This window comes from Brevibacillus jepli (genome assembly GCF_047229145.1).
Taxonomy (GTDB): domain Bacteria; phylum Bacillota; class Bacilli; order Brevibacillales; family Brevibacillaceae; genus Brevibacillus.
In genome coordinates this window covers 1-17432 of sequence record NZ_JBFEFW010000053.1, presented here as the reverse complement: position 1 = coordinate 17432, position 17432 = coordinate 1, and the positions used below count along the sequence as shown (strand labels likewise).

The 17432-nt window shown below is 54.4% G+C and carries 14 protein-coding genes and 3 pseudogenes; 12 read left to right on the top strand and 5 right to left on the bottom strand.

Annotated elements, in window-relative coordinates; all coding sequences use genetic code 11:
* Positions 1-492 precede the first annotated feature (492 nt).
* The 5 genes from AB1L17_RS30370 (at position 493) to AB1L17_RS30350 (ending at position 8123) form a co-directional block, all read left to right on the top strand.
* Entirely contained in the window at positions 493-1071 is a 579-nt protein-coding gene (locus AB1L17_RS30370) for a TetR/AcrR family transcriptional regulator (protein ID WP_412848666.1), read from the top strand.
* A 31-nt stretch (positions 1072-1102) separates the two neighbouring features.
* Entirely contained in the window at positions 1103-4291 is a 3189-nt protein-coding gene (locus AB1L17_RS30365) for a bifunctional cytochrome P450/NADPH--P450 reductase (RefSeq protein WP_205055318.1), read from the top strand.
* Between the two features lie 122 nt (positions 4292-4413).
* The gene (locus tag AB1L17_RS30360; protein ID WP_412848667.1) at positions 4414-5931 is read left to right on the top strand and encodes an ABC transporter permease subunit; all 1518 of its coding nucleotides are present in this window, start codon (positions 4414-4416) and stop codon (positions 5929-5931) included.
* A 20-nt stretch (positions 5932-5951) separates the two neighbouring features.
* A complete protein-coding gene (locus tag AB1L17_RS30355) occupies positions 5952-6746 on the top strand; it encodes an amino acid ABC transporter ATP-binding protein (protein WP_274360044.1) in 795 nt (264 codons plus the stop codon).
* Positions 6747-6770: 24 nt separating this feature from the next.
* Positions 6771-8123: an LLM class flavin-dependent oxidoreductase gene (locus AB1L17_RS30350; protein ID WP_094046648.1), complete on the top strand. Its 1353-nt coding sequence runs from the start codon at positions 6771-6773 to the stop codon at positions 8121-8123.
* On the opposite strand, the gene AB1L17_RS30345 is transcribed toward AB1L17_RS30350, so the two are convergent.
* The gene (locus AB1L17_RS30345; protein WP_274360045.1) at positions 8107-9336 is read right to left on the bottom strand and encodes an MFS transporter; all 1230 of its coding nucleotides are present in this window, start codon (positions 9334-9336) and stop codon (positions 8107-8109) included. The genes AB1L17_RS30350 and AB1L17_RS30345 overlap by 17 nt on opposite strands.
* 177 nt (positions 9337-9513) lie before the next feature.
* Here AB1L17_RS30345 and AB1L17_RS30340 point away from each other — a divergent pair, with 177 nt between their 5' ends.
* Both AB1L17_RS30340 and AB1L17_RS30335 read left to right on the top strand, forming a co-directional pair.
* Positions 9514-10152, top strand: coding sequence for a TetR/AcrR family transcriptional regulator (locus AB1L17_RS30340; protein WP_274360046.1), 639 nt, complete (start codon positions 9514-9516; stop codon positions 10150-10152).
* A gap of 90 nt (positions 10153-10242) precedes the next feature.
* Positions 10243-10662, top strand: a complete 420-nt coding sequence (locus tag AB1L17_RS30335) for a UbiA family prenyltransferase (protein ID WP_274360047.1) — start codon at positions 10243-10245, stop codon at positions 10660-10662.
* A 354-nt stretch (positions 10663-11016) separates the two neighbouring features.
* Here the strand turns inward: AB1L17_RS30335 and AB1L17_RS30330 are convergent, their stop codons facing one another.
* Positions 11017-11361, bottom strand: coding sequence for a hypothetical protein (locus tag AB1L17_RS30330; protein WP_006211803.1), 345 nt, complete (start codon positions 11359-11361; stop codon positions 11017-11019).
* A 354-nt stretch (positions 11362-11715) separates the two neighbouring features.
* Here AB1L17_RS30330 and AB1L17_RS30325 point away from each other — a divergent pair, with 354 nt between their 5' ends.
* The 4 genes from AB1L17_RS30325 (at position 11716) to AB1L17_RS30310 (ending at position 14445) form a co-directional block, all read left to right on the top strand.
* Positions 11716-12012 carry a hypothetical protein gene (locus tag AB1L17_RS30325; RefSeq protein ID WP_412848668.1) on the top strand — a complete coding sequence of 99 codons (297 nt, stop codon included), beginning with the start codon at positions 11716-11718 and terminating at the stop codon, positions 12010-12012.
* A gap of 233 nt (positions 12013-12245) precedes the next feature.
* On the top strand, positions 12246-12797 hold the full coding sequence (locus tag AB1L17_RS30320; RefSeq protein WP_412848669.1) for a TetR/AcrR family transcriptional regulator: 552 nt from the start codon (positions 12246-12248) through the stop codon (positions 12795-12797).
* On the top strand, positions 12797-13174 hold the full coding sequence (gene qacH, locus AB1L17_RS30315; protein ID WP_000121134.1) for a quaternary ammonium compound efflux SMR transporter QacH: 378 nt from the start codon (positions 12797-12799) through the stop codon (positions 13172-13174). The genes AB1L17_RS30320 and qacH overlap by 1 nt, the downstream gene beginning before the upstream one ends.
* A gap of 437 nt (positions 13175-13611) precedes the next feature.
* On the top strand, positions 13612-14445 hold the full coding sequence (locus AB1L17_RS30310) for a ThiF family adenylyltransferase (protein WP_412848670.1): 834 nt from the start codon (positions 13612-13614) through the stop codon (positions 14443-14445).
* A 158-nt stretch (positions 14446-14603) separates the two neighbouring features.
* On the opposite strand, the gene AB1L17_RS30305 is transcribed toward AB1L17_RS30310, so the two are convergent.
* The 3 genes and pseudogenes from AB1L17_RS30305 to AB1L17_RS31560 all read right to left on the bottom strand — a co-directional run.
* Positions 14604-15863, bottom strand: coding sequence for a WG repeat-containing protein (locus tag AB1L17_RS30305; RefSeq protein WP_412848671.1), 1260 nt, complete (start codon positions 15861-15863; stop codon positions 14604-14606).
* A gap of 226 nt (positions 15864-16089) precedes the next feature.
* A pseudogene (locus AB1L17_RS30300) lies at positions 16090-16527 on the bottom strand (transposase); the annotation flags it as partial.
* A gap of 49 nt (positions 16528-16576) precedes the next feature.
* Positions 16577-16783: pseudogene (locus AB1L17_RS31560) on the bottom strand (IS5/IS1182 family transposase); the annotation flags it as partial.
* 120 nt (positions 16784-16903) lie between these two features.
* Between AB1L17_RS31560 and AB1L17_RS31555 the strand changes: the two are divergent.
* Positions 16904-17136, top strand: a pseudogene (locus AB1L17_RS31555) (ATP-binding protein); the annotation flags it as partial.
* Positions 17137-17432 lie beyond the last annotated feature (296 nt).

Sequence of the window (17432 nt, the reverse complement as noted above, 5' to 3'; positions counted from 1 at the left end):
CGGCGTGTGTTTAGGGCTGCAGCCGGACTGGGTCGGGTTAGAGCGAGCGTCGGCGCATTTTTAGGGCTGCAGCCGGATTGGGGCGGGTTAGAGCGAGCGTCGGCGTGTGTTTAGGGCTGCAACCGGATTGGGATCGGGTTAGAGCGAGCCACGGCGCATTTTTAGAGCTGTAGCCGGGTTGGGTCGGGTTAGAGCGAGCCGCGGCGCATTTTTAGGGCTGCAGCCGGATGGGGGCGAGTTAGAGTGAGCGTCGGCGCATTTTTAGGGTTGTAGCCGGATGGGATCGGGTTGGAGCGAGAGAATAGAGGTTGGTGAAGCTTGTAGCCCGACTGCGTCGGGCTATTCTTTCTGTCCATCATTTTTGTCGGACTGACTCATGGGGATAGCCCCTTCATCATGCAGCAGAGTTGATATTGCAATTAAAATGAGATAAAATGATATCAAATGATAGATCATACTATCATATACAGTGAAAAGGAGGAGGAAGAAGCTATGAGCAGCGGCAGAACGGCAGCCAAGGAGGCGAAGCTTCGCGCCATTCTCGACGCGGCGACGGAACTGCTCGTCGAGAAGCCGACCGCTTCGTTAAACGATATCGCAGAATACGCCGGCATCGGCATCGCCACGCTGCACCGCTATATCGAAAGCAGGGAGCAGCTTATGCTGCAGCTCGGCCTGCGGGCGGTCGAGGTTGTGGAGGAGACGTTAAGGCGGATTCGGCCCGTCGGGGAGATCGGCGACGATTACATTCGGGAGCTGATCGAAGCGCTTATTCCGCTTGGCGACAAGATCAACTTCCTCGCCAACGAAACATCGCTTCACTACAGCGAAGAGATGGGCGCTGCCGAAGCAAGGGTGAAGGAGCCGATCCGGGAAGCGATCCGATCGCTCCAGAGCGGGGGCGCATTCCGCGAGGATATGAGCGCGGACTGGATTTTGGAAGTGCTGTATTCGCTGCTGTTCGTTACCTGGCAGCAGGTTCACGAGGGGCGCATCGCCAGCAAATCGGCGGCGAAGCTGGTTATCGACACGTTGTATCACGGTGTGGCGGCAGACGCGGATCGCGGCTGACGATATCCAATCGGAGAGGATGTGGAGCGCGATGAAGACCGGTTATGTTCCCGAACCGAAATCCTACGGCTTGCTTGGCCATCTGTCTTTGATCGATAAAGAAAAGCCGACCCTGTCCATGTGCAAGCTGGCGGAGGAGCTCGGCCCGATCTACCGGCTGCGGGGCCCCGGATTTTCCATGCTTGTCGTGTCGGGACACAAGCTAGCGGCGGAAGTGTGCGACGTATCCCGGTTCGACAAGAACGTCTACGGCGAATTGCAGAACGTGCGCGCCTTCAGCGGCGACGGGCTGTTCACGAGCTGGACGCACGAGCCGAACTGGCGCAAGGCGCACAACATTTTGCTGCCGACGTTCAGCCAGCAGGCGATGAAAGGTTACCACGACATGATGACGGATATCGCTCTGCAGCTCGTGCAGAAATGGGCGCGGCTGAATTCCGACGAGAGCATCGACGTGGCTGACGACATGACTCGGCTTACGCTCGATACGATTGGCTTATGCGGTTTTAACTATCGATTCAACAGCTTCTACAAGGAGAGCCACAGCCCGTTTATCGTCAGCATGGTGCGCGCGCTGAACGAGGCGATGAATAGGAGCGGACGGCTCGGCATCCAGAATTTCTTCATGGTCAAGACGAAGCGGCAGTTCCAGGAAGATATCGCGACGATGTTCGAACTGGTGGACAAAATTATCGCCGAGCGAAAGGCCAAGGGGAGCCAAGGCGACGTCGATCTGCTGGCCCGCATGCTGAGCGGCAAAGACCCGCAGACGGGGGAGACGCTGGACGATGAGAACATCCGCTACCAGATCATCACCTTCCTCATTGCCGGACACGAGACGACGAGCGGCCTGCTGTCGTTTGCGCTCTATTTTCTGCTGAAAAATCCGTCCGCGCTCAAGAACGCCTGCGAGGAAGTCGACCGCGTGCTGACCGGATCGATCCCGACGCACAAGCAGGTTACCCAACTGAAGTACATCCGCATGATTCTGAACGAGTCGCTGCGCCTGTGGCCGACCGCTCCGGGGTTCGACTTGTACGCCAAGGAGGACACGGTGATCGGCGGGCAGTATCCGATGAAAAAAGGAGACACCGTCAGCGTGCTGCTGCCGCAGCTTCATCGCGATAAAGAGGCATGGGGAGAGGATGCCGACTCGTTCCGCCCGGAGCGGTTCGAGGATCCGTCCAAGGTGCCGAATCATGCCTACAAGCCGTTCGGCAACGGAGAGCGCGCCTGCATCGGCATGCAGTTCGCGCTGTATGAGGCCACGCTTGTGCTCGGCATGATTGTCAGGCATTTCGAGCTGATCGATCACCGCGACTATCAGCTGGACGTAAAGCAGACGCTGACGATTAAGCCCGGCGACTTCACGATGCGCGTCCGTCTTCGTCCTGGACGGCAAGTATCGGCGGCAAGCGCGGCTCCGGCAGCGGCTGAAGAGATCGCCGGGCAGCAGGAGGAGCGCCAGCCGCTTGCTCCGACCGCCGTGCCGGGGGCGGAGAAGACGTCCTTGCTCGTGCTGTACGGCTCCAACCTCGGAACGGCGGAAGGCATTGCCCGGGCGGCGGCCGATTCGGCCCGCGCATTCGGCATGAAGGGCGAGGTCGCGCCGCTTAACGATTGGGCCGGCAAGCTGCCGACGGACGGAGCGGTGCTGATCGTGACCGCGTCCTATAACGGCAAGCCTCCGCAGAATGCAGCCGGCTTCGTGAAATGGCTGGAGCAGGCCAAGCCGGGGGAACTGGAAGGCGTGCGCTACGCAGTGCTCGGCTGCGGCGACCGCAACTGGTCGAACACGTACCAGAGCGTACCGCGATATATCGACGAGCTGCTTGAGAGGAAGGGCGGCCGCAGAATTTCCGCCCGGGCGGAAGCTGATGCCGGCGGCGATACGGAAAAACAGCTCGGGCAGTGGAGGCGGGCGCTGTGGGCGGATATCGGCAAAACGTTCGAGCTGAACGTCGGCGGAGACGAGGGGCGGGAAGGGCCGGCGCTGGGCGTTCGGTTCGTCAACGCGCCGCCGGACGTTCCCTTCGCGCGAACCTACGGCGCCGCGTACGCCGACGTGCGCGACAACTGCGAGCTTCAGTCGGAGGGCAGCGGGCGGAGCACGCGCCATCTCGAAATCGCCGTACCGGCAGGAACGGCATACCGGGAGGGCGATCACCTCGGCGTGCTGCCGGTTAACGGCAAGGATAACGTCGACCGCGCCATTCGCCGCTTCCGTCTTAACGCGAGCAGCCAATTGATCTTGACCGCGGAGGGGAGCGGCGCTGCGCATCTGCCGCTGAACCGTCCCGTGAACGCAGGCGATCTGCTCAGCCATTGCGTGGAGCTGCAGGAGCCGGCGACCCGCGCGCAATTGCGGGAGATGGCCGCGTATACGGTCTGCCCGCCGCATAAGCGCGAGTTGGAGAGCTGCCTGGAAGAGGCCGCTTACGAGGAGCGCATTCTGAACCCGCGTGTATCGATGCTGGATTTGCTCGACAAATACGAAGCGTGCGAGCTGCCCTTCGAGAAATTTCTGGAGCTGCTCCCGCCGCTTAAGCCGCGCTACTATTCGATCTCCAGCTCGCCGCGCGTCCAGCCGGAACGGCTAAGCATAACGGTCGCCGTCGTCCGGGAGCCGGCCCGAAGCGGGTTGGGCGAATATCGCGGCGTCGCTTCCACTTACTTGGCCGGCCGTCAAGCGGGCGACGACGTGCTCGTATTCGTCCGCTCGCCCGAATCGGGCTTCCGTCTGCCGGAAGATCCGGCTGCGCCGATCGTTATGGTCGGGCCGGGAACGGGCGTGGCCCCGTTCCGGGGTTTCCTTCAGGCGCGGGCGGAACTGAAGAAGCAAGGAGCCGGGCTTGGCGAGGCTCATCTGTTCTTCGGCTGCCGGAGCGAGGCGGATCATCTGTACCGGGAAGAGCTGGAGCAGTACGAGAAGGAGCGCATCGTTACGCTTCATACCGCCTATTCGCGGATGGAAGGAAAGTCCAAGACGTATGTGCAGCATTTGCTGTCCCGCAACGCCGCCGAAATCATCCGTTTGTTATCCGAGCAAGGCCATCTTTACCTTTGCGGAGACGGCGTCAGGATGGCGCCAGACGTCGAAGCCGCGCTGATGCAGGCATATCGCGACGAGCGGGGAGCGACGCCGCAGGAGGCGGCGGATTGGCTGCTCGCCCTGGAGCATGAAGGCCGGTACGCAAAAGACGTGTGGGTCGGAAAATAGCAAAGAAGGTCTCGGGCCGTCAAGAAGCGAATGTAATCTTGACGGCTTTTTCGGCTATGTTGCGATCGCAGGCAACGACGGCTTCGGCCAGCCAATTCGACTCGTCCGTCAGGAGGGCTTGCATGACTTCTCAACCGCCTCTCGCCGGCAGAGCTTCCGCCGGAGCCGGCGCGGGCGCGGCGCGACTGCTGAAGCGCACCGGCATTGCCTCGGCGCTGTTAGTCGCGCTGTTCGCCGGACTGCTGCAGGTTCGCGCTCCGCAGCCCGCCGGTCCGGACGCTCCGGCCGACGCGTTCTCCGCCGCACGCGCGATGGAGAAGGTCGGTGTCATCGCCGCCGAGCCGCGTCCTGCCGGATCGCCCGCCCATGACAGGGTGAGGGATTTTTTGCTGGCGGAGCTTACAGGGCTCGGACTTCAGCCGGAGGTGCAGACGGCGGAAGCCGATTCGATATGGGAACCCGGGCGTCGCGTCCCCATCGAAAATATCATCGCACGTTTTCCCGGCACGGCCGGCGGCAGCGGCAAAGCCGTCTTGCTCATGGCGCATTACGATTCCGTCCCGGGCACTCCGGGAGCGGGAGATAACGCGGCGGCCATCGCCGCCATGCTCGAAACGGCGCGGGCGCTTAGAGCGGGCGAACCGCTCAAGAACGACGTGCTGCTGCTTATGACGGACGGGGAAGAAATGGGGCTGCACGGAGCCAAAGCGTTTGCGTACGAGCACCCGTTGGCAAGGAGCGTCGGGCTGGCGCTTAATTTCGACGCGCGGGGCAATCGCGGGCCTTCCTTTATGTTCGAGACGAGCGAGGACAACGGCGGCCTGATCCGGGAATTCGTTCGGGGGGCTCCGCAGCCGGTAGCGTATTCCCTGCTGCATTATGCGTATAACCTGCTGTCCAACGAAACCGATCTGACCCCGCTTATGGACAGCGGGCTGCCCGGCATGAACTTCGTGTTCGCCATGGGGCTGAACGCTTACCACAAGGAGAGCGATACGCCGGACAATCTGGACGCCGCAAGCCTGCAGGGGATGCTGAAATACACGATTCCTCTGTCGCTCGTCTCGTTCGCGCTGGCGCTGATCTTCGCTCTGCTGATCGCGCTGGCCGGCCTGTCTCCCAGGCCGTACCTGCGGTTGCCCTCGCGGTTCTACGTCTGGATCGTCCGGGGCACGCCCATTCTCGTTCAACTGTTCATCATTTTCTATGGACTTCCGAATGTCGGCATCGTGCTTCCCGCGTTCCCGACGGTCGTCATCGCGCTGACGGTGGCGGAAGCGGCGTACTGCTCGGAAATCATGCGCTCGACGATCAAATCTCTGCCGCAGGGGCAGTGGAAGGCGGGATATTCCCTCGGAATGTCCCCTTTCCAGGTGCTCAGACGCGTCATCTTGCCGCAGGCGGCGCGGATCAGCATTCCGCCGCTCGGCAACCAGTTCATCGGCCTGTTCAAGACGTCGTCGCTGGCCGCTCTCGTCACCCTGCCGGACCTGTTCGGCGTGGCCAAGCAGATCGCCGCCTCGACGTTCGAGCCAATGCTGCTCTATATTATCGCGGCCGGCTACTATTTGCTGATCTGCTCCGCGCTGACGGTCGGCCAGCACCGGCTGGAGAAGAAGTTCGGCAACTATTCGCTGTAGCGGGAAAGGAGGGGATCGCCATGTTGAACGTTACGCAGCTTCGCAAAAGCTTCGGCCGCACCGAGGTGCTTCGAGGCATCGACCTGCGCGTGGCCAAGGGGGAGACGACGATTGTGATCGGTCCTTCAGGTTCAGGCAAGTCGACGCTGCTGAGTTGCCTGAACCTGCTGGAAATTCCCGATTCCGGGGAGCTTGAGCTGGACGGCCATCGGATGAAGTTCGGGGACGGCGGCAAAAAGCGGACTCGCGAGCTGATCGGCTATCGGCAGAAAACGGGCATGGTGTTCCAAAGCCATCAGTTGTTCCCGCACCGGACGGCGCTGGAGAACGTAATCGAAGGGCTGATCGTCGTCAAGCGCTGGAATCGCAGCGACGCGCGCCGACGGGGCGAGGAGCTGCTCGCCAAAGTCGGTCTGCGCGAATTCGCCGACCGCTACCCGGCACAGCTGTCCGGCGGGCAGCAGCAGCGGGTCGGCATCGCCCGGGCGCTTGCGATGGACCCGGCGGTGCTGCTGTTCGACGAGCCGACGTCAGCGCTCGATCCGGAGCTGGTCGGCGAAGTGCTGCGGGTGATGAAGGAACTGGCGCGCGAAGGGATGACGCTGATCGTGGCGACGCATGAAATGAACTTCGCCCGGGAGGTGGCCGACCGCGTCATCTTCATGGAAAAGGGCTTGATCGCGGACGAAGGCACGGCGGCCCATATTTTCGGCGCGAGCCGTAACGAGCGGGTGCGTCAGTTTCTCAGCCGGTTCGACGCGGCGGCGGAATTGCCGTCCGTTCCGGTTCAGGTTCAGGTTCAGGCAACTTTATAATAGAAGAAAGGCGGGTGGCAGCCGATGACGGCAAACCGCAAACAATTGAAACTGGGCTTTATGGTGCACGGCGTCGGGTCGAGCGCGAGCGCATGGCGGCATCCGGCGGTCGAGTCGGACGCGAGCGTCGCGTTCGACTTTTACCGGCGGCAGGCGCAGATCGCGGAGGCCGGCAAGCTGGACCTCGTCTTTATCGCGGACGTGCTTTATATTAACGAGCGATCGACGCCGCATTTCGTCAACCATCTGGAGCCGCTGACGCTTCTGGCCGCGCTGGGCGCCGTTACTTCGCGGATCGGCCTCGTCGGCACGCTGTCGACGACGTACAGCGAACCCTACGCCGGAGCGCGCCAGCTCGCTTCGATCGACCGGATCAGCGGAGGACGGGCGGGCTGGAACGTCGTGACGACCGGCATGCGCGGAGCGGCGCTCAACTTCGGCAAAGCGGAGGACGCGCACCCGGATCACGATACGCGCTACCGGATCGCGGGCGAATATTTGGAGGCGGCGCGCGGACTGTGGGATTCGTGGGAGGACGACGCGTTCGTAAGGGACAAGGAGAGCGGCGTCTTTTACGACCCGGACAAGCTGCATACGCTCGACTACCGGGGCGAGTTCTTCTCGGTTCGCGGTCCGCTGAACATCGCGCGCTCCAAGCAGGGGCATCCGGTCATCTTCCAGGCGGGCTCCTCGGAGGACGGTCAGAACTTCGCCGCCCGCCATGCCGACGCGGTCATGACCGGCATTACCGAGCCGGAGGAGGCGCGGCGTTATTATCGGGAGCTGAAGCGCAAAGCCGCTGCAGCGGGACGAAATCCGGACGATCTGCTCGTTATGCCGAGCGCCGCCGTCGTCGTAGGCCGAACGAGGGAAGAGGCGGAGGAGAAGTACGAGGCGACCGCTTCGCTCCTGTCGATCGAGGAGGCGATGCGGTATTTCGCGCAGTTTTTCGACTTTCACGATTTTACGCAGTATCCGCTCGACGGTCCGTTTCCCGAGCTGGGCGACTTGGGGCGCAGCAGCTATCAGAGCTTTACGGACAGGGTCAAGCGCGAGGCGCGGGACAAGGGGCTGACGCTGCGCCAGACGATTCGCAGGTTCGCCGCGCCGAAGCCGCGTTTTCTCGGTTCGGCAGCCGAAGTGGCGGACGGCTTGCAGGAATGGTTCGAGACGGGGTCGGCCGACGGATTTATATTGCACAGCGACGTGCCGGGCACGTTGTCCGACTTCGCGGAGCTTGTCGTGCCGGTGCTGCAAGAGCGCGGTTTGTTCCGCCGCGAGTACGAGGCCGATACGCTGCGGGGCATGCTCGGCTTGCCCGTGCCGCGCAATCGCTATGAGGCCGCGCGGGCCGCACGCTTCAAGGACGGCGGGTGAACAGCCAGAACAGCAGGGCGGCGGCGCTGACAGCCGCGCCGAGCAGACAGACGCCGGTCCAGCCTGCGGCATGGTAGGTCATCGTGGAGGCGATCGAACCGGCCGCGCTGCCGAACGAGTAGAACATCATGTAGCCGGCGGTCAGCCTGCTCCGGGCTTCCGGCCGCACGGCCAAGATCAGGCTCTGGTTGGTCACATGCACCGCTTGCACGGCCGCGTCGAGCAGGACGATGCCGGCGAGCAGCGCGAACAGCGAATGCGGAGTCATTCCGATCGGCAGCCAGGAGCCGAGCAGCAGAAGCAGCGCCGCTCCGGTCGTTCGCTGTCCGAGGCCGCGATCGGCCCATCTGCCGGCGCGCGCGGCCGCCATCGCTCCGGCGGCTCCCGCCAGTCCGAATGCGCCGATCGCCGTATGCGACAGCGAGAACGGCGGAGCGCTGAGAGGCAGCGCCAGCGAAGTCCACAAAATGCTGAATGCGGCGAAAATCAGCATGGCAAGGACGGCGCGAACACGCAATATCCGCTCCTGCACGAACAGTGCAAGCATCGATCGAAGCAGTCCGAGGTAGGCGACGGATTCGCTCGCAGGCTCGCGAAGAGGCAGCGTCCGAAGCAGGGCGACGGCCATAACGGACGTCAGCGCCGCCGATGCGAAGTACACGGCCCGCCAGCCGCCCATATCGGCCAATAAGCCCGCGAACGACCGGGCGAGTAAAATGCCGATGCCGATGCCGCTTGTCACCAAGCCTACGATGCGTCCCCTCTCGGCAGGGGAAGCCAAAGCGGCCGCGTATGCGACCAGCGTCTGCGTCACGACGGCGAGTCCTCCGACCGCAGCCATGCCGACGAGCAGCGTCGCGCTCGAAGATGAGAAGCCGACCGCCAGCAGCGCGGCGACGGACAGCAGCATCTGCGCCCCGATCAGCTTGCGGCGGTTGAGCAGATCGCCCAGCGGCACGAGCAGCAGCAGCCCGAGCGCATAGCAGATTTGCGTTACTGTAACGACGATGCCGATCGTGGAGCGGGCGATGCCGAATTCTCCCGCGATCGAATCCAACAGCGGCTGAGCATAGTACACATTGGCGACTGCCAGCCCCGCGGCAGCGGCAAACAAATAGGCCGCACGCCGCGAAAGATAGGCCGGCTGCGCGGCTCCTGCTTCAAGATGACCGACTTCTGCCGTACTCCCCGAATGCGAAACGCTATTTTTCATATCTCCATTCCTCCTGTTTCTTCTGCATTTCTATTCTGTACCGAACAGTAAATAATAGAGCGTCACAAATATAGCTTTAAAGAATCGAATCTGTCAACTCCTGCGGTAATCCTTTGACAATCAACTTTCCAAGGCGTATATTTTAATATACCGTTCGATACGAAATGAGGGAGAAGTATGGCGCGTACGAGGGAGTTCGACGAGGAGCAGGCGCTCGATGCGGCGATGCGGCTGTTTTGGGAGAAGGGGTTCGAGGGGACGTCTTTAAGCGATCTGACGGCTGGCATGGGCATACAGCGCCCGAGCCTGTACGCGGCTTTCGGCGACAAGAAGGAGCTGTTCGAAGCCGCGCTCCGCAAGTATACGGGCGACCATGCCGCATACGTCCGCGCCTCTCTGCAAAATCGCCCTTCTATTATAGAAGCTTTCCGCAGCCTGTTTCGGAGCACGACGGCAACGGTGGACGAAGAGGGGGCGAGCCGGGGATGCTTCTGCATCAACTCGATGGTGGAGCTGGCGCCTCATGACGAGAAATTCGCGGTTTTGACCAGGGAGCATCAGATGTATATCGCCGTTCTCTTCCAGGAAGCAATCGAGCGTGGGATTCGTTCCGGCGAGCTGGCCCCCGGCATTCATGCCAAAGGTTTGGCCCAAGCGCTGGCCGTCTCGTGGATCGGACTGACGGTGCTGGCGAAGTCCCGTCCGCCCCGGTCGTTTCTCGATCAGTCGGTGGAGGAAACGGTCGCGCTGCTGCGGCGGGGCGAATCGGATCGTCCATCATTCGGAAATTGTGACGGGGCCGACATAAATTTATGACAAAATGATGGTGTCTCCGCGAAAGCCGCGAATGATCGCGCAAGTTATGTTAGCATAGGGGGAGGATAATCTGGAAGGAGCGGATAAGCCGTGCAGCGAGTTCAAAACAGTCGTCTGAGTCTTGAAATGCCCACCAAATCGTTTATCCATGTCTTATTCGATACGATAAAGATCGGAATTATCAAATCCAACTTGATCGCGATGTTCGCCGGCCTGTGCATGGCTCTGTACGTAGAAGGAATCCCGTTCTTCGACAAGATCGGCACGATCGTCCTGGCCGGGATCGGATCTTTCCTCGTCATCGGTTCGGCGGGCGCGTTCAACAATTTGTACGACCGGGACATCGACGCCATTATGGACAGAACGAAGAAGCGGCCGACCGTGACCGGATACGTCGGCACGAGGAGCGGCCTGTTCATCGCCATCTGGACCGCCGTATTCGGCCTGTTCGCCTTGTACGTTGCGTCTCCGTTGGCGGCGCTGTTCGGCTTTCTCGGCCTGTTCCTGTAGGGGTACCGCCAACATTTTAACGATAATATACGCTAAGCCTTCGGATGTACCTGGCTTAGCGTTTTTTCTTACTCTAAGCCCAATAGTCCGGGCTACACCGCCCGGACTACCGATCACTCACCTTCCTGTTGTTTCAGCGGTCGTAATGAGTTAGCGGACATCAAGTGTATGCTTTGAAAACACCAAATGACCGCTAATCTTAATTAGCGGTCATTTAATATTAGGAGATCATTCCTTCATGATGGTTCGTAGAGACGATTTGCGCAACCGAGGAAACACTCGTGCAGCAAATGAATCGGCAACGAATCGCGCTATAGGAATCGTTTCTGCGCGATACTTCACGAAGCATATTTTTTATTTTAATATCAATTCGATGATGTTGCTTGTTTTGCCACCGGATGACGAACTTTTTTGACGCATTGTCATCCTCCCTGCACCTGCCATTTCCACGAGAATTTGCCCGATGGCGTTTGTGGTATCAATCACCATGTTTTTGATTGCTTTAGGTTCCAGCGTCACCCCGTTGTCGATGGCTGTGCCATCGATCACACTTGGCAATACATTGCCGTTTGCACTGTCTTTGACGACCATGTTAATATTTTTTTCTTCGTCGCTGCCATTGTTGATCGCCACCGAAAGTGTGGTTTCTCCGTTTTTGCGAGACATCGTGAACGTGGTTTTTGAACTGTTTTCAAGCATGGGTAAACGCCTCCTTAAGCGATTGAATTATTTTGGTTTAACATATCAAAAATGCGCTGTTGTTTATTTTTTTCATCATCGAGCAGTTTGGAAATAATCCCTTCCAAATTCGTCGTCCCCGACGTGCCGCAGGTACAGCCGCTTGTTGATCCGCTAGAAGGCTGACAGTTACAGCAGGTACGGCATTTGCAAAACAAAAGCAATAAGGCTAAAAGCACGGAATTGTCGCTAATTTGAATTTGATTGCCAACGGTGAAGTTGTTGCCATTGGAGACGGTGTTTGCCGAGTTGTTTGCCGAGCTCGCTAACCCGTTTGCCGTGCTCACTAAGGCGCTGTTGTAGTCAAAGGTGTTGTTGGATTCACTGGTATTCGTGGATTCGTTGGTGGCGCAGCTGGTGGAGTTTAACGTGCTGTTGGCGGTGCTTGCGTTGTCGTTCGTTGAAGAGTTGTCAGCATTGGAGGTATTGGTGGTAGTATTATCGCCTGTCGACGCTGTTGCTGTAGGCGTAGAGGTGTTATCACCTGTGGTGGCAGTGGCACTGGTTGTGGATGAATTATCGCCAGTGGTTGAGGAACTGTCACCTGCACTCGATGTAGCATCTGTATCCGATGAGTTTGTTGCAGGACCACTTGTTGGGGTAGAGTCCTGAAAATGCGGATTTACAACGGTAATGTAATTTTCACCCATAAATAAAGCCGATTTTAAGAAATCGACTGTTGAACTAAAGCTCCCTTTACTTTAAGTACATTTCTTCACAATCTTTAGATTAATTTATTGGATTATTTTTATGTGAAAGAGTGATATTAAATAAGAGCTTTAATTCGATTGACAAAAAAACCGTCCAGACGGTATATTATATGTATCTAAGTTATGGAGGTTATTATGTCTATTTCAAAGCATGCTAATAAGAAAAAAAATATATTGATTGCTGCATCTGAAATTGTAAAAGAAGAAGGAGTTGTCAAACTCACATTAGAGGCAGTCGCCCAAAGAGCTGGCGTGAGTAAAGGTGGATTATTATACAATTTTCCTAGCAAGGAAGCATTAATTAAAGGAATGGTGGAAGATTGGACAAATAATTATTTCGAATGCATTAATACGTTAGTTAATAACGACGATGATAACGCAATAGGAAAATGGAATAGGGCTTATCTTAAATCTACATTTTCCGATTTAGAAAACAATAATCTAAATTCCGCACTAATGGCTGCTATGTTTATTAATCCAGATTTATTAGATGAATTCCGGCAGAGATACGATATTTTGCATACAAAGTTAATAACTGATGGAATTGATCCTGTCAAAATAACAATTACAAGATTATCCATAGATGGTCTTTGGTTTTCAGAAATATTTGGAATGGCACCATTAAATGAAGAACTAAAAACACAAGTTTTTGATGAACTAATAAACATGATTCAGGAGGACGAATAATGTCATATCTATATTTAGCACTTGCAATAGTGGGGGAGATTATTGGCTCTTCCCTATTAAAAGCATCTGAAGGCTTTTCAAAACTCTATCCTACAATAGGGGTAATAATAGCTTTCGTTGGTTGTTTTTTCTTTTTATCCTTGTCGCTAAAAACAATCCCCTTAAACACTGCATATGCATTATGGGCAGGTTTAGGACTTGTTTTGACTACAGTAATTTCAGTTTTAGTTTGGAAGGAAAAACTTAACATGGCTAGCATTGCAGGAATAACACTGATTCTTGTAGGAGTTGTAATATTGAATTTGTTTGGACCAGGACATGGAGAATCTGGTCATGAAGCAAGCGAAACTATTACAATGAATGAGACAATGGAATAACACATAAAAAAGTCCTTCTTAATAAAGAGAAGGACTTTTTAGCTTAATTAAGGGTATTTTTTGAAGTCCTTATTCAACAAACCTGCGTACGTTAGTTTAAGTGTATCACTTCACAATTCCAATAGAGTAGAGTTTATTGAGACATAATGAAATTAGCGTTTTAAATGACTTCTGACTGTCTCATAAGACTTGTATCAAATGCTTACCGTTGTAAATCCGCATTTCCCTGACGCTACCCCAAGATGATCGCTCCGAGCAGGCTCCGATCCTTTACGCGGTTGTGGGAAGGGTGTTGGATTTCTTCCCGCAAATTCTGGTGAGAACGTGTTTGGATGGGGAGTATTTGATGATCGACCCCCATACCGTCTTCGAGCTGCCGTTTGAGTCTGCGCCGAATCTGGACTTTCCACAGGTTTCCGTGAAAGGAGCAGAAGACGATGATACGGTTTGACGAACGGGAGAAGATTTTTTATTACATCGTACAGATCGGCGCCGGCGCCAATGGAGGGTATATTCTGCAGCAATGCGCCCAAATGATGAACATATTCAAAGTACAGGGATTTTATCTGGTGGCCGATCCGGATACGGTAGAACAAAAGAATTTGGCCAATCAACTGTTTATCCCAAAGGATGTCGGACAGAAGAAAGCTGCGGTTCTGGCTAACCGGTACCGCAGCCATTATCAAGTGCCGATCGCAGCTTTTGATGAACGGTACATTGAAGATGAAAGAACGTTAGACCGGCTGTTTCAATTCACGGATTACCGCGGCTGTTACAGGTGGGACATGTATTTTCTTCCGGTTTTGATCGGTGCTGTGGACAACAATTATACGCGCCAGGTCATGCACAGTTACTTTCTCAGTCAAGAGAAGTTGCTCTACATCGATGTGGGAGTGGAAGCTGCCCGGGTTCCCCGTGACGGCCGTCCACAAGAAGAATGGACGGAGGAGGAATTGCAGCGTCATGCCAATACCGGATGGACAGGTCAAGTAGTAGCCGGACTCAGATTGAACGGAAAAACCGTTCTGGAGCCAGTGGCCGGTCGCTTCCCGGACATATTAGAGGATGAGGACGAAATCGCTCCTTCTGAACTGGCTTGCTCACAGGTGATTGCATCGGAACCGCAGCGGTTGATTACGAATCGATTCGCGGCGCAAGCAGTAGCTGGTTATTTGAACGAACTATTTGGGGAGAGAACCTTGTCTACACACGTAACGTTTTTCCACGCGAAAAAAATGTACATGCGTGGAGATAGGATTCAAGAAGGGTGAGGGTGTCCAGAAATGGGCACTCTTTTTTTGTATCTGTTGACTAGAGGCATCTTTTCATAAACAATAAAGTAATAAAATTCTTTCCAGCGCTCCTGGGTTAATTATAGCCTGGAGTGACACCCTCCACGGTTCAAATCGTGGAGGGTATATTTCTTAAACTATCGATAAGGTGGGATAACGAGCTTACCTGTATAATCCAGATATCCGTCTAATCCCCAGTTTCTAGCGTATAAACCATTTCTAAATGATAACGCGCCGCCATACTCTCTTTTAAACGATCCAAAATAAGTGGGTTCGACTACATATTCTCCTTTTGTATTAATGAAACCCTCCCTACCATCTTGCAATTCTACTTTAGCAATCCCATTCATGAAAATACCTACGCTTTTAAACATTGTTGGAGGTATTATCATCTCTCCTTTCGTATTTACAACCGCTTGGTATTGTACGTCATCTGGTCTGTGTACGCTTAATCTTATGAATCCGTCGGGAGAATATGAAGTTCCTGCAAATGGGGTATAATCACCCGGTGGAACAATCCACTGACCATTTTTATCAATTAGTCCTCCTCCCAAGGTTTTCCCCTCTTCTTTCCAGGCACTAACATAAGCAATACCATTATAAAAAGCGGTAGCAAAATAAAATTGGGGCTCTATTGCATAATCACCATTCCAGTTGATAAAACCTTTCGGCTTACCAACTTCTTGAACAGCAGCGAGCCCATTAAAAAATTCGGATGCATATACGAATTTCGGGGGAATAACAACCTCTCCCTGAATATTAATATATCCGTAGAAATCTCCCTGTTTTATCAATATAGGGTCATTCGAGTATTGCTGAATAGATTCACTCGGGAAATAACGCTGGTGCGGAAGATAATTTATTGCATCATATTGAGGTTTGATAATCCACTTACCAGTTCGATCAATCATTCCATACTTTTTGTTGATTGATGCGACAGCTCGTCCAAATTTAAAATCCCCAACTGAATCGAATTGTGCCTTGATGACTTCGTTTCCTTGCATATCAATAAATCCATATTTGCCACCCTTACTATAACGAGCAAACCCGTCAACAAATGATGAAATATAATCAAATTTATAGTTTACGATAACCTTTCCTTTATCATCAATTAATCCATATTTACGTGTTTTCGAATTACTAACAATCCCGACTCCATTTTCAAATACATCAAGGTAAGTATGAGCAGGTAGAGTAAACCTGGCGTGAATTTTACCCGTGGCATCACTTAAAGCCCAATCTGAAGGGTTACTCGTATCCCAATAAGAAGCACCACTAGGTTTCCTCAAGGGATACAATTGATTCGTTGTGCCAGGATCAAGCGCTTGAACTCTAACAACGGTAAAACTCATGATTGCCATTATAGTGACAAGAAAGGAAACTATTAATTTTTTCATTTTTTCCCCCTAAAGTAATCTATAAAATGATAATAACCTACTATATATCTCCTTTTTCTTACTTGCGTACACCTTCACCAACAGTCATACAGCCTAATGTGATCGCTTTTCCCAGACTGTCATATGTAGATGAAACCACGACATCTCCAGAATCATTACCGACAGCTACCCTGATAACTAATTTAGGGTTTGCTGAACGGTTTCCAAAACCAAGAATTCTATACGAAAGAAGGCAGTTTAACCAGAAGGCAAAAAGATCCCGTAGCCTGCGCTCGAGGTTCATCACCAAGAGTTGCAGCGCGATGATAGTTTCGCTTGTCGTTGCAAGGCGTGCTCGAATACGGCCAAGCGCAGGACCGCTCAAGCGAATGCCATGTGTTTGGCAAAACGCCCGGTTCTCCCGCGTGCGATAAATCTGCTCGGCCAGTACCGCCTTCGGGTAAAAGCCGAAGCGCCTCTTTTACGTTTCAAGGGTTTCGATCAGCGTTAAGCCCTCGTTGAACTTATCCCACGACTGGCGTTCCAAAATCGCATATCCGTTCACCATGGTAACGGATACCTTGGCACCAAACTCCACACGGGCTTTCACTTTGCCACGTACGATCGGGCGAACGTGCGGTTGACGAATGCTCACGATTCGATCTTTGATCTGGTGCGATCTGCTGAACCGTTTCACGGTCCGACAACTGCAAGCGTTCCTGAATGATGAGTGCACCAAGAGCGACGCGAATCGAAACGGCCTTTTGACCACGAAACGAGTTACGGAAGGACTTGGCATACTTCTCTTCCGCATACGCCCACGGTACCAACTGAGCCAGCCTGACCCACAATTTTTCCTTATTCAACTTGCCGCCAAACGGCAAGAAAAAATCATCCGGAAGAAGCAATTGGTTTTCGCGATGAGAGACGTATTGGTACATCCAGATCAGCCCATGTGCAAGGAATTGGAAGGAAAATCGTTGATTTCCTTGCACATGATTTCCATACAAACGAGGAAAAACCCTTGTGGTTACTAGATTTTTAATCTGTTCAGCAGACCCTACTTACCGTTTGACAGTTTGGCAGCCAACCTCTTTTTCCAAGAGGGAGTATTCTGTTGACCAGCAACAAGAGTTTCGGTGAATGGGGGGAACTAATGGGCGATCCGATACTTGCTACAGCTATTCTGGATCGGCTCTTACACCATTCCCACATCGTCAACATTAGGGGGAACAGTTACCGACTTCGTGAGAAGATGAGGACTGGAGCCTACGGCTCCCCCTCTACCACCTAACCAACAAAAAATCGCCGGGTGGGTCAGTTCTAAACCGGCGATAGTGGGTCAAAATAAAGTCGGCGTTGACAAATAAGGCTTAATCAAGAGTTCAGGACTGCGAAAAAACTCGTAGTCCTTTTTGTTTGGCTTAAAGGGGTTGGAAAAATGCGGATTACTTCAGATAACGGCCATTATTGCTAGGAAACCCTAAACGAGTTGTTTCGCTCTTATCCGGACGATCAAGTCCATATTTGTGTGTAAAATTGCCCTCGGTTAGAATGCCCCCTTCCGTCCCCCGAAGGGGGAGACGCAGG

Bases quoted from the DNA above. Each gene is read 5' to 3' on its own strand.
- AB1L17_RS30370 (WP_412848666.1), top strand. From the start codon at position 493: ATGAGCAGCGGCAGAACGGCAGCCAAGGAGGCGAAGCTTCGCGCCATT.
- AB1L17_RS30365 (WP_205055318.1), top strand. From the start codon at position 1,103: ATGAAGACCGGTTATGTTCCCGAACCGAAATCCTACGGCTTGCTTGGC.
- AB1L17_RS30360 (WP_412848667.1), top strand. From the start codon at position 4,414: ATGACTTCTCAACCGCCTCTCGCCGGCAGAGCTTCCGCCGGAGCCGGC.
- AB1L17_RS30355 (WP_274360044.1), top strand. From the start codon at position 5,952: ATGTTGAACGTTACGCAGCTTCGCAAAAGCTTCGGCCGCACCGAGGTG.
- AB1L17_RS30350 (WP_094046648.1), top strand. From the start codon at position 6,771: ATGACGGCAAACCGCAAACAATTGAAACTGGGCTTTATGGTGCACGGC.
- AB1L17_RS30345 (WP_274360045.1), bottom strand. From the start codon at position 9,336: ATGAAAAATAGCGTTTCGCATTCGGGGAGTACGGCAGAAGTCGGTCAT.
- AB1L17_RS30340 (WP_274360046.1), top strand. From the start codon at position 9,514: ATGGCGCGTACGAGGGAGTTCGACGAGGAGCAGGCGCTCGATGCGGCG.
- AB1L17_RS30330 (WP_006211803.1), bottom strand. From the start codon at position 11,361: ATGCTTGAAAACAGTTCAAAAACCACGTTCACGATGTCTCGCAAAAAC.
- AB1L17_RS30320 (WP_412848669.1), top strand. From the start codon at position 12,246: ATGTCTATTTCAAAGCATGCTAATAAGAAAAAAAATATATTGATTGCT.
- qacH (WP_000121134.1), top strand. From the start codon at position 12,797: ATGTCATATCTATATTTAGCACTTGCAATAGTGGGGGAGATTATTGGC.
- AB1L17_RS30310 (WP_412848670.1), top strand. From the start codon at position 13,612: ATGATACGGTTTGACGAACGGGAGAAGATTTTTTATTACATCGTACAG.
- AB1L17_RS30305 (WP_412848671.1), bottom strand. From the start codon at position 15,863: ATGAAAAAATTAATAGTTTCCTTTCTTGTCACTATAATGGCAATCATG.